General features: G+C 67.0%; 10 protein-coding genes. 6 read left to right on the top strand and 4 right to left on the bottom strand.

What is annotated here, in order from left to right; genetic code table 11:
• Positions 1–4 precede the first annotated feature (4 nt).
• The 5 genes from AC0IWM_RS08235 (at position 5) to AC0IWM_RS08255 (ending at position 5,215) form a co-directional block, all read left to right on the top strand.
• Positions 5–1,021, top strand: coding sequence for an ABC transporter ATP-binding protein (locus tag AC0IWM_RS08235; protein ID WP_471754590.1), 1,017 nt, complete (start codon positions 5–7; stop codon positions 1,019–1,021).
• A gap of 87 nt (positions 1,022–1,108) precedes the next feature.
• Positions 1,109–2,602 carry an amidase gene (locus AC0IWM_RS08240; RefSeq protein ID WP_471754186.1) on the top strand — a complete coding sequence of 498 codons (1,494 nt, stop codon included), beginning with the start codon at positions 1,109–1,111 and terminating at the stop codon, positions 2,600–2,602.
• Positions 2,603–2,621: 19 nt separating this feature from the next.
• Entirely contained in the window at positions 2,622–3,515 is an 894-nt protein-coding gene (locus AC0IWM_RS08245) for a polysaccharide deacetylase family protein (RefSeq protein WP_471754188.1), read from the top strand.
• A 93-nt stretch (positions 3,516–3,608) separates the two neighbouring features.
• A complete protein-coding gene (locus tag AC0IWM_RS08250) occupies positions 3,609–4,355 on the top strand; it encodes a PIG-L deacetylase family protein (RefSeq protein WP_471754190.1) in 747 nt (248 codons plus the stop codon).
• A complete protein-coding gene (locus AC0IWM_RS08255) occupies positions 4,352–5,215 on the top strand; it encodes a glycosyltransferase family 2 protein (protein ID WP_471754192.1) in 864 nt (287 codons plus the stop codon). Before AC0IWM_RS08250 ends, AC0IWM_RS08255 begins: the two co-directional genes overlap by 4 nt.
• Positions 5,216–5,226: 11 nt before the next feature.
• Here AC0IWM_RS08255 and AC0IWM_RS08260 read toward each other — a convergent pair whose 3' ends face one another.
• The 3 genes from AC0IWM_RS08260 to AC0IWM_RS08270 are packed head-to-tail and all read right to left on the bottom strand — an operon-like array spanning position 5,227 to position 8,472.
• Positions 5,227–6,288, bottom strand: a complete 1,062-nt coding sequence (locus AC0IWM_RS08260; protein ID WP_471754194.1) for a glycosyltransferase — start codon at positions 6,286–6,288, stop codon at positions 5,227–5,229.
• Positions 6,285–7,397, bottom strand: coding sequence for a glycosyltransferase family 2 protein (locus AC0IWM_RS08265; protein ID WP_471754196.1), 1,113 nt, complete (start codon positions 7,395–7,397; stop codon positions 6,285–6,287). The genes AC0IWM_RS08260 and AC0IWM_RS08265 overlap by 4 nt, the downstream gene beginning before the upstream one ends.
• Positions 7,390–8,472 (bottom strand): glycosyltransferase family 4 protein, encoded by a 1,083-nt coding sequence (locus AC0IWM_RS08270; RefSeq protein ID WP_471754592.1) that lies wholly within the window; start codon positions 8,470–8,472, stop codon positions 7,390–7,392. Before AC0IWM_RS08270 ends, AC0IWM_RS08265 begins: the two co-directional genes overlap by 8 nt.
• Before the next feature lie 1,019 nt (positions 8,473–9,491).
• Here AC0IWM_RS08270 and AC0IWM_RS08275 point away from each other — a divergent pair.
• Positions 9,492–10,559, top strand: a complete 1,068-nt coding sequence (locus AC0IWM_RS08275; RefSeq protein ID WP_471754594.1) for an HD-GYP domain-containing protein — start codon at positions 9,492–9,494, stop codon at positions 10,557–10,559.
• 66 nt (positions 10,560–10,625) lie between these two features.
• Here the strand turns inward: AC0IWM_RS08275 and AC0IWM_RS08280 are convergent, their stop codons facing one another.
• A complete protein-coding gene (locus AC0IWM_RS08280; RefSeq protein ID WP_471754596.1) occupies positions 10,626–12,008 on the bottom strand; it encodes a class II 3-deoxy-7-phosphoheptulonate synthase in 1,383 nt (460 codons plus the stop codon).
• Between the last annotated feature and the right edge of the window lie 109 nt (positions 12,009–12,117).

The following is a 12,117-nucleotide window of genomic DNA, read 5'->3' on the forward strand; positions in this document are numbered from 1 at the left end:
CGTGATGCCGCCGCCCGCCCCGAGCGCCCGGACGGAGGCTCCCTACGTCGCGATCGAAGGCCTGCGCTGCAACTTCGACGTGTCGCGCCCCTGGCTCGCCCGGATCATCGAGCGCCAGCCCCGGCAGATCCTGCGGGCGGTCGACGGCGTCAGCTTCGAGATCCGCCGCGGCGAGACCTTCGCGCTCGTCGGCGAATCCGGTTCGGGCAAGTCGACGGTCGCCCGCATGGTGGTGGGTCTGCTGCCCCCGAGCGCCGGGGACGTGCGCATCACCGGGATCTCCATGACCGATCCGCGGGAGGCCGCGGCCCGCCGCCGCCTGCGCCGGCGCATCCAGATGATCTTCCAGGACCCCTACGCATCGATGAACCCGCGCTGGCGGGTCCGGCGGATCATCGCCGAGCCGATCCGGGCCTTCAACCTGCTCCAGGGCGAGGCCGCCATCGGCGCCCGCGTCGGCGAACTCCTCGGCCTCGTCGGCCTGCATCCCGACGACGGGGTGAAGTATCCGCACGAATTCTCCGGCGGGCAGCGCCAGCGCATCGCCATCGCCCGGGCACTGGCCTCGGAGGCGGAGTTCCTGGTGGGCGACGAGCCGACCTCGGCCCTCGACGTCTCGGTCCAGGCCCAGATCCTCAACCTGATGCGCGACCTGCAGGACCGCCTCGGGCTGACCTACCTCTTCATCAGCCACAACCTCGCCGTCGTGCGCCACATGGCGAACCGGATCGGGGTGATGTATCTGGGGCGCGTGGTCGAGATCGCAGACGGACGGGAACTCTTCCGTGCTCCGAAACATCCCTACACGCGCATGCTGCTCGATGCGGTTCCGGATATCGGGCTCACCGGGCGCAGGCGCATCCCCGTCTCGGGCGAGATCCCGAACCCCATCGATCCCCCCTCGGGCTGCGCCTTCAACCCGCGCTGCCCCTTCGCGAACGAGCGCTGTCGCAGCGAGGTCCCGGCCCTGGTCGAGGGTGTGGCCTGCCACGCCTTCCAGGAGCGGCGACTGCCGGCCTGAGGGCCGGGTTCGCCCCGAGCGCCGGTGCCGGCCCAGGCGCCGGTGCCGGTGCCGGCGGCATGCAGGCGCGCGTTCCAGAGCAAGAGCATGAGCACAGACCCATCCATCGCCCCGGCCGAACCGGCGCTCGGCGAGGCTTCGAACGACGATATCCTCAGCCTCGGCGCCGTCGACCTCTCGGCCGCGATCCACGCCCGGCGCGTCTCCTGCGTCGCGGTCATGACCGCTTATCTCGACCAGATCGAGCGGCTGAACCCGACGGTCAACGCCATCGTGGCCCTGCGCGACCGGGGCGAACTCCTGGCCGCTGCCGAGGAACGCGATGGACAGGCGGCGCGCGGCGAGTTCCTCGGACCGCTGCATGGATTTCCCCACGCGGTGAAGGACATCGATGCGGTCAAGGGGCTGCCCTTCACGCAAGGGTCGCCGATCTTCCGCGATCGCATCGCGGCGGCCGATTCGATCATGGTCAAGCGCCTGCGCAGGGCTGGCGCGATCTTCACGGGCCGGACCAACATGCCGGAATTCGGCCTCGGCTCGCAGACCTTCAATCCGGTCTATGGTGCCACCCGGAACGCCTACGATCCGACCAAGACCTCCGGGGGCTCCAGCGGCGGCGCGGCGGTGGCGGTGGCCCTCCACATGCAGCCCGTCGCCGACGGCAGCGACCATGCCGGCTCCCTGCGCAATCCGCCCGCCTTCAACAACCTCTTCGGCCTGCGCACCGGCTACGGCCGCATCCCGATCGAGACTAAGGACGCCTTCACGCCCGGCTTGGGCGTGGCGGGCGGGATCGGGCGTTCGCCGGCGGATATCGGCCTGCTGCTCTCGGTCCAGGCGGGCTACGACGGGCGGGTGCCCTACTCGAACACGCAGGACCCCGCAATCTTCGCCGGGAGCCTCGATCGCGACTTCACCGGCACCCGGATCGCCTGGTTCGATGATCTCGGCGGCTACCTGCCCTTCGAGCCGGGCGTGCTCGATCTCGATCGCAGCGCCCTCCCGGCCTTCGAGGCGCTGGGCGCCAAGGTCGAGTGGGACCGTCCGCGCTTCGACATGGGCAAGGTCTGGCGTGACTGGCTCACCCTTCGCGCCTGGATGACCGCCTCCAACCTGCGGCCCCTCTACGACGAGCCCGCCTATCGGGCGCTGCTCAAGCCGGAGGCGGTCTGGGAGGTGGAGCGCGGGCTTTCCCTCTCCGCCGACCAGATCGCCGCCGCGCAGGAGGGCCGCACCGCCTGGTACGAGGCCGTGCGCCGGTTCCAGGAGCGCTACGACTTCCTCCTGATGCCCTCGACCCAGGTCTTCCCCTTCGACGTCGAGGAGCATTGGCCGAAGAGCGTCGGTGGCCGGGCGATGGACACCTATCACCGCTGGATGGAGGCGACGATCCCCGTCACCATGAGCGGCCTGCCCGCCCTCAACGTCCCGGCGGGGTTCGACCCGGCCGGGCGCCCCTCCGGCATCCAGATCGTCGGACCCAACAACGGCGAGCGCGCCTGCCTCCAGCTCGGTGCCGCCTACGACGCCGTGACCTGCTGGGTGGACCGGCGCAAGCCCGCGCTCCTCAACCCGTCCTGACCCGCTTCCGAGACCCACGATGACCGACACGCCCGCGCCGCATCACGGCCGCTACGCCTACAGCGCCCTGCCCGACCGGCCGGTCTACGACTGGCCCGGAGGCAAGCGCCTCGCGGTCTATCTCGGGCTCAACCTCGAGGGCTTCGATTTCGGCCGCGGCCTCGGCGCCGAACTCGCGCCGGGCGGCCCGCAGCCGGACGTGCTCAACTACGCCTGGCGCGACTGGGGCAACCGGGTCGGCGCCTGGCGGATCCGGGACACCCTCGATGCCCTGAAGATGCCCGCGAGCGTGCTGGTCAACAGCCGCCTCTACGCCGATTGCCCCGGCCTGATCGAGGCCTTCCGGGCGCGCGGCGACGAGATCGTTGGGCACGGCCGCACCAACGCCGAGCGCCAGGGCGACCGGGACGAGGCCGAGGAGCGGGCCCTCGTCGCCGAGGCCACCGCGATCCTCACCGCCCAGGAGGGTCGGCCGCCGAAGGGCTGGCTCGGACCGTGGATCTCGCAGAGCCACCGGACGCCCGACCTCCTCGCCGAGGCGGGCTATCGCTACCTCCTCGACTGGTGCCACGACGACCAGCCGACCTGGTTCGCCACCCGCGACGGCGGCCGCATCCTGGCGGTGCCCTATCCGCAGGAGCTGAACGACATCCCCGCCATCGTGGCCCGCAAGGAGACCGGTCAGCAATTCGCCGACGCCATCGTCGAGGCCTTCGACGAGATGCTGGAGCAGTCGCGCACCGCCCCCCTGGTGATGGGCATCGCCCTCCACCCCTACATCGTCGGCCAGCCCCACCGCCTGCGCCCCCTGCGCCGGGCGCTCGCCCATATCGCGGCCCGCCGCGACGAGATCTGGCTCACCACCGCCGGCGCCATCGCCGATTTCGCGGTGGACAGCGGCACCGCCCGTTAGCGGGTCGGCGTCGGCCGACCGTTCAGACACCGATCAGACTGGCCCGGATAGACAGGCACTTCGCGTCCCCGACGCCCGCCCCCGAGTCCACCGATGCATGCCGATGCCTTCCTCGCCGCCGCCGAACGCCTGCCGGTCGCGGATCTCGATGCCCTGACGGCCGGCAAGGGCCTCGTCGTCGTCGCGCCCCATCCCGACGACGAGAGCCTCGGCTGCGGCGGCGTCATGGCCGAGGCCCGCGCCCGCGGTCGCGAGGTCCGCGTCGTCATCGTCAGCGACGGCTGCGGCTCGCACACGCACTCGGCGCTCTATCCGCCGGCAAAACTGCGTGACCTGCGCGAAACGGAGACGGTATACGCCGTTGGTATACTGGGCGTTCCGGCGGACGCCGTGACCTTCCTCCGCCTGCCCGATGCCGGCGTTCCGAGCGCCGGCCCGATCGCCGAAGGGGCCGCCGCCCGGATCGCCGCGATCGCCCAAGAGGCCGATGCCGGTGCCGTCTGCGTGACCTGGGGTCACGATCCCCACTGCGACCACCAGGCCGCCGCCGCCATCGTCCGACTCGCCCAGGCCCAACTCGGCCCGATCCGGACCTTCGCCTACTCGGTCTGGGGCTGGACCCTGCCCGAAGGCACCGAGGTCGGCGCCGGTCCGACCGGCCTGCGCCTCGATGTCGGCCCCCACCGCGCGGCGAAGACCGCCGCGATCGGCGCCCACCGCTCCCAGACCACCGACCTCATCTCCGACGACCCGTCGGGCTTTCGCCTCGAGCCGGCGATGGTCGCCCGCTTCACCGGCCCCTTCGAGATCTTCGTCGCCATGGACGTGTCCGCCCCGTGATCGCCGACACCACCCTCATCACCCTCATCACCCTGAACAAGGGCCGCGATGCGCATCTCGCCCGCCTCCTCGAAGGCGTCGCGCGGGGTCCCCATCCGGAGGCCTGCGTGATCGTCGAGATGGGGGCTGAGCCCGCCCCGCTGCCGGATTACGGCTTCCCGATCCGCCGCGTCGTGCTCGACAGCCCCGGGTTGCCCCTCGCGCGGGCTCGCAACGCCGGACGGCACGCCGCCGCGACCGAGCGCCTGATCTTCCTCGACGTGGACTGCATCCCCTCAGCCGATCTGGTGCCGCGCCTCAGCGCCGATCTGGCCGAAGCCGACGGACTGATCTGCTGCGAGATCCGCTACCTCCCGGCCGGCGCGGTCGGCGATGGTTGGACGGAAGGCGGGCTGCGCGCGGCCGGGCACCCCCATCCCGTCCGCCGCTTTCCCAAGTTCGGGCTCGCCCGCTCGGACAACCCCGGACTGTTCTGGTCCCTCGCCTTCGGCGTCCGCGCGACGACCTTCGACCGCCTCGGCGGCTTCGACGAAGGGTTCGACGGCTATGGCGCGGAAGACACCGATCTCGCCTTCCGGGCCGATGCCCTCGGCATCCCGGTGCTGTTCAGCGGCGGCGGCCAGGCTTTTCACCAGCACCACCTCGCCTGCGATCCGCCACTACAACACTTTGCCGACATCGTCAGGAATGCGACCCGCTTTCATGAGCGGCATGGACTTTGGCCCATGGACGGCTGGCTCGATGCCTTCGCTGCGCGCGGGCTGATCAACGCGCAGTGGCGCGATGCGCTCGCGGTCCTGCGCCAGCCCCGCGCCGACGAGATCGCGGCGACCCAGGTACCCGCTGACCGGCCTTTCTGAGACCGGACCGCCTAGCGACGGCGCGCTTCGGCCCGATCGGCCTCCTCGGCGATCAGGGCACTTGTCCGGGCGATCACGCCCGGCTTCGCCAGACCGCCGATCACGGCTGGGTCGAGCCGGAGGGCTGCCGCGACGATGCCGGGCCAGGCTCCGGGCCCGGGCCACGACTCGTGATGAATCGCTGCGCCCATCGCCGCGAGCGCGCGGGACTTCTCGACCTGTTCGTCGAAGGCCCGCGGTTCGGGCAGGCACACGAAGCGCTTTCCCGCTGCGGCAACCGCCGAAACGACCCCATCCCCGCCGCCGCCAATCACCAACTCAGCTCGCGCGATATGGGGCGCAGGATCCGCGACCCAGCCGTGCAGATGAAGATTGTCCGGTGCCACGATGCCGGAGGCGTCGACAGGGCCGAGGACGTGCCAGTGGCGGTCGGGCACAGAGATCGCAGCAGCGGCGAGATCGGACATTCGGCCTCCGGCTCCGCCACGTCCATAGATGACGAGGATCGATCCATTCGCCTCCGGCGACGTGTCGGACACCACGTCAGCCGTCAGGAGCCCGGCATAAGACGTCTTGGCGCGCACCCAGTCAGGGGTTGCCGCCGAGTCGAGTTCGGGCGGGAAGAAGGCGAGCAAGCGCTCGGCACTTCGGAACGCCTCGAGATGCGGAAGATCCGTGCGTGTCCCGGCCAAGCGGACGACCAGGATCGGCACTGACATCAGCCGCGCAAAGAGCGCGATCTCCGCCGAAACGTCGACGACAATCAACGCCGGGTCGGCCTCGACGATCCACGCGGCGAGCCGGCCCATCCGAGCGCGAACGTTGTCTGCTCCCAAGGGCGCGTAATGCAGACCGTGAGGGCGCTCCGCAGACCCGTCCTGACCATCGAAATCGGCGCCGACTCGATCGTCGGGCAGGTCGAGGATCGATCCAGGAGCCGCGCGCGTATCGAGATCCGAGAGCGTTCCGATCAGCGTCACCGGACGGTCTACGGCCCGCGCGATCAGGCAGGCTCGCTGCCAGTGGCCGGCCCCCTGGTGGTGGACGTAGTAGCCGACCGGACGCCGGCTCATGCGACCCGCGCGGCGGGTACGCCTTGGGCCTCGGCGAGCATCGCGTTGAGTCCCGCCACGGCCTCGTCGAGCGGCACCGGAACCGCCGCTGCGATCCCCTCCCCGACCTGTGCCTCGACCCGCTCGACCAGAGCAATCGCATTCGGGCAGGTCTCGAGATCGATCGCGGCAAGATCGGACTCCGAGATGCCGAAATCCCGCAGGGACGCAGCGACGCCGGCCGAATCGGCAAAGCAACTCGCCAAGACCCGACGCCGGTCGATCAGCGCACGCCAATGCGTCGCCGAGGGAAGGGCATAGCTCTCGAGCCCCTCCACGACGCGGGCTCGGCGAAGCATCTCCGTCGCCATCCCACCCGTGACCCGGCCGGTGCCGCGGTCGGAGACCGCGATCGAGACGTTCGGGCAGTGCCGTACGCGCCCGCCATGCCAGCGCACCCGCGCGACCAGGGCATTGTCCTCGCCGCAGGGCAGCACCGGAAGCCCTCCCACGCGGCGATAGAGGTCCGCATGCAGCGCTAGGCTCGCGGCGACATGATCGCCGTGGCGCGGCGCCGGGTCGTGAGCCGGCGGATCGAACACCTCTTCGAGGCGGCGCACCGCGACCCAGTACTGCTCGATCCGGGCATGAAGCGCGGCAAGGCGCGGGTCACCCGCCGGCTTTTCACCGTGGAGCACGAGGCGCCCTCCGACGATTTCGGCGTTTCGCAATGCCCGGAGGTTCGCCTCTACCCAATCCGACGGCGCGACCGCATCGGCGTCCGTGCTCAGGAGAACGCCGTCCGCGATCCCATCCTGCTCTAGCCATGCCACTCCCGCATCGAGGGCACGACGCCGGGCCGTACCCACATGAGCATGGGGGGGTGCAATCTCCGCTTCGATGACTCGGAGCGAGAGGTTCTTGACCTGAGCATTCGACTCCATCGCCCGCAATCTCGCGACCGTCTCGTCGGTGCAGTTGTTGGCGAGCACGACGATCCGCAAGCGGGCGCCGTCGTAGATCCCGTCCTGGCGGTCGAGGGACCGGAGCAGGCGCGGTAGCGCATCGGCCTCGTTGCGTGCAGGCACACAGACGACGGCGCGACCGAGGGAGAGATCGGTCTCAGGCATTGCTCACGCGGGCGGCAATCGCGGAACTGGCGGCGCGCTGCAATTCGAGCGCATAGAGCGCCTCGTACTGATCGGTCATCGCCTCCGCGTTGAACAGATGCTCCGCCCGGCGCCGACAATCTGTGCGCGACAGCCCGATGGCCTTCGTGACAGCACGACCGAGATCGGCGACATCGTCCGCCTCCGCGAGAACGCCGCAGGAAACATCCAGGATGTCGGGGATAGCCCCGCGGCGGAACGCGGCAACCGGCGTTCCGCAGGCCAGAAATTCCGCCAGCACGAGTCCGAAGGGCTCCTCCCAGCGCGGCGTGCACAGGGCGACGTGTGCCTCACCGACTTGGCGGGCGAGAGCGTCGTGCCCGAGATGGCCGAGATAGGTGACGTCGGTGCCGAGCCGCGGCGCGATCTCGGTGTCCCAATACGCCGGATTCGAGCGGGGACCCGCAAACTTGAGCGGCAGGCCGGCGGCCCGGGCGGCGTCGATGGCAAGGTGCGGTCCCTTCTCGGGAACGAGCCGACCCATCCAGATCGCGTGCGGCTCACCCTTGGGCTTTGCTGCGTACGCGAAGGCGCCGAGGTCGATCCCGTTGCCGATCACCTGCGGATCGCCGATTAGATCGTGCCATTCCCGTGCGAGCGACGGCGAGACGGCGGCGAAGGTCATGTCCCGGGCGCGCGCTCGCACGCCACGTACGAACGGTTCGAACGGCGGCGTGTGCAGGGCCGTCACCATCGGAACGGCGAGTTCACCGGCACGCAGCAGCGGCAGGAAGTGAAGACTGTTGTTGTGGACGAAATCGTAGCCCCCAGCCGCAACCGAATCCATGATCCGAACGTAGGCCGCATGTTCCGCCGCATCGATCCGGGCCTCGGAAACATCGTCGAAAGCGCACCCCGTGGGTGCGCAGACGGTCACGAGCCCGAAGTCGCCGCCGGACCCTTCCGAGGCATAGAGGGTCACCTCATGTCCGCGTGCCTGCAGCGCGGATGCGAGCAGATGCGTGTGCATCTCCAGGCCCCCCGAGTACGGCTGGGCAATCGGGAACTTGAGATGCGCGATGATGGCGATCTTCACAGGATGCAGGACACGAGATTCGAGGGATCGAAGCGTCGGATGGGAAACATCCAAGCCGTGGATTCCTGCATCGCGAGGATGCCGGCACGGGACACATGGCCATCATGAACCACAACGTAGCGTGAACAAACGGCCAGATTCGTATGTGGTGTACCAGACCGTTTCACGGCGTTTTGACCGTGGGATGACGCGAAGGCATGCGACAAATCTTTCGCACGTGGCCAACGGCCGATTCAGAATCTGCCGTTTCTCATCGGCTTCTCGCCGCACTAGAGTTCCAAGTTTTTATCCCGATTAATTCAGTAAATAGATCAAATATCGTCTTCTTTGAGGCAGCAAACAGCTACAATCATCATATCACCGCTTCCTCGGGAAGCATCACGCGTCTGCAGATTCCTGTTGTCTAACGCCGATGGAACTGACTAAGCAATCGTCTATAACGGTAAAACCGATGACTTTTGATCGCAACGAAAACGGCCGTACATTTTAACAAAAATTCCTATATAATTGATACAGAATAATATTAGATTTTCTAGATTGGAATTATTTGCATCTTTTCAGTGAATAAATAGATCGGCGAAACCCGAAGTTTAGCTCATATATGGGTAATTTCTGTTTTTTATCGACTATGAGCAAGCTTCGAGCGGAAAAATGTCAAACAGATGGATTACAAATCGGAATAGAGCGCTATTTTCCAAGCATGTCACTTCTGAAGGCTTCGCCACAGGCATGGTCGATTTAGAAACTGTACACCTCTGAAAATCTATAATTCAGGAAGAATGCTCGAATACGAACCTCAGGGATCGTGATACTGACTGCCCCCACGAGTTCGGACCGTCGAGGGAGGAGTGAGAGATATCAGGGCGTTTGATGTCCTCCGGGCGCGCTCAAACGGTCAATCTCAAGCCCGATTTTCCTGTCGCGTAAAGGGCCTCAGACCTCCGCAGAAATCGTGTGCCGCAAACGCCCTGTTTGCAATTTGGGTGTAGATTGGAGTCTTCGGAGGAAGCGTGGACATCATGGCGCAAGGAGCCATTTATCTACTGACCGATCGGCCGGATCGCAGCGCCGCTTTGGAGACGCTCATCAAGAAGATCGCGCATTGCGAGGTCGTTGCAGCGGGTGATGACGCAACGCCGAACGTCCTTCCCCGTGCGATCGTTTCCGATCTTACGTTGAGCCGACGCGAATCTGTGAACCGCCTGCGGAGTTTCCTCCACGTCCGCAGGGCGAGCGATATGCCGGTTGTCTGTCTGCTGCGCTCGACGACCGACCACGACCTGCGTCAGGCACGCGACCTCGGCGCCACGATCTGTTTTCCCGCCTACACTGCGCCGCATCTCGTCGTTCAGGCGCTGCAAGCGGAAATGAAAACCGACGAGGCGGACGCACTCGCGCAGCCGGTCATACGGAACGTGACCCGGGCGAAGGAAGTCCTGAGCGGGCTCTTCGACGGCGTGCGAGGCGGCGGTCCGATCTCCCTGGATCAAGTCGACGCCGGGCTCGATCCGATTCTCGCCGCAGTGAAGGAAGGTGGGCTGACTCAGTGGCTCGAAACCGTCTGGACTCACGACGATGCGACCTACCAGCACTGCCTGCTCGTCGCAGGCGTCGCTGCCCAGTTCGTTCTGCATCTCGGTTTTCGCACCGAGGACCGGGAACATTTCGTGCGCGCCGCCCTGCTGCACGATGTCGGCAAGGCGCAGATCCCGCTCGAGATCCTGAACAAGCCCGGCCGCCTCGATGCCGACGAGATGGTGATCATGCGGCGTCACCCGGTGATCGGTTACGACATCCTGCGCAAAAGTGGTTGCGATACGGCTACCCTCGGTGCCGTGCGTCACCATCACGAAATGCTGGATGGCTCGGGCTATCCGGACGGGCTGGTCGGCGCTGAAATCAGCGACACCGTGCGCCTGCTGACCATTTGCGACATCTACGCCGCTCTCACGGAGCGCCGCTCGTACAAGAAGCCGATGCCGGCGCGCGAAGCGATGGCGATCCTCACCGGGATGTCCGGAAAACTCGAGATGAGCCTCGTCCAGCACTTTGGGAACGCGATGCTGGGACCCCACTCGGCAAGCTGAGACAGTGGAAGCCGGAAGACCCTAAGCGGACCTTCCAGCTCGTAGTCTCGGGGTGAACGCTTTCGCCTACTCGGCTGCGTCGAGGCGTGGACGCTCGATCGCCGAGCGCTCGCGCTTCACGAGTTCCGCCGTGAGGAACGCTACTTCCAGCGCTTGTTCGGCGTTCAGGCGCGGGTCGCAGTAGGTGTGGTAGCGGTCCTGAAGGTCTTCGGCAGTCAGGGCACGAGCACCGCCGGTGCACTCGGTGACGTCCTTGCCGGTCATCTCCAAGTGGATGCCGCCCGCGACCGTGCCCTCGGCACGATGGACATCGAAGAATCCCTCGATTTCCTGCATCACGCGCTCGAACGGCCGGGTCTTGTAGCCGCCGGCCGAGATCGTGTTGCCGTGCATCGGGTCACAGACCCAGACCACGTTCCGCCCCTCGCGCTCCACCGCCCGGATCAGGCCGGGCAGGTGGTCGCCCACCTTGTCGGCTCCGAAACGGCAGATCAGGGTCAGACGCCCAGCCTCGTTGGCCGGGTTGAGCTGATCCACGAGGCGGATCAGACCTTCGGCGGTCATGGAGGGACCGCATTTCAGGCCGATCGGATTCTTGATTCCCCGAGCGTACTCCACGTGAGCGTGGTCCGGCTGGCGCGTACGGTCGCCGATCCACAGCATGTGGCCTGACGTGGCGTACCAGTCGCCACTCGTGGAATCGACGCGGGTGAGCGCCTCCTCGTAGCCCAGAAGCAGGGCCTCGTGGCTGGTGTAGAAATCGGTGGTACGGACTTCCTGGTGCGTCTCCGGATTGATGCCGATGGCACGCATGAAGTCGAGCGTCTCCGTCATCCGCTCGGCGCAGTCGGCGTAACGCGAGGATTGGGGCGAATCCTTCACGAAACCGAGCATCCAGCGATGCGAATTCTCCAAGTTGGCGTAGCCGCCAGTGGCGAAGGCGCGCAGGAGGTTGAGCGTTGCCGCTGACTGGCGGTACGCCTCGAGCTGGCGGCGCGGATCGGGAACACGCGCCTCCTCGGTGAAGGTGAGGCCGTTGACGATGTCGCCGCGGTAGCTCGGAAGCGTCACGCCCTCCAAAGTCTCGGTAGGCGAGGAGCGCGGCTTGGCGAACTGGCCGGCGATGCGTCCGACCTTCACCACGGGCGAACCGCCCGCGAAGGTGAGGACTAGCGCCATCTGAAGGAAGACGCGGAAGAAATCGCGGATATTGTCCGCCGAATGCTCGTCGAAGCTCTCGGCACAGTCGCCGCCCTGGAGCAGGAACGCTTCGCCGGTGGAGACCCGCGCCAGGGCCGATTTCAGCTTGCGCGCCTCACCTGCAAAAACGAGCGGCGGAAAGCTCGCGAGCTGCGACTCGACCGATTCCAGCGCGGCGGCATCCGGATAGGCGGGCACCTGCTGAATCGGCAGATTTCGCCAGGTCTTCGGTGTCCAACGCTCGGCCATAATCGTCTCCGTTCCGCCTTTCGGTCGGCTCCGTGTGGCGGAAAGCCCCACGGAGGAGCGCGGCTTATAGAGCGGTTCTTCGGCGGATGCGAGAGAGGCCGAGGATGTG

The organism is Methylobacterium sp. AC433 (genome assembly GCF_979253015.1).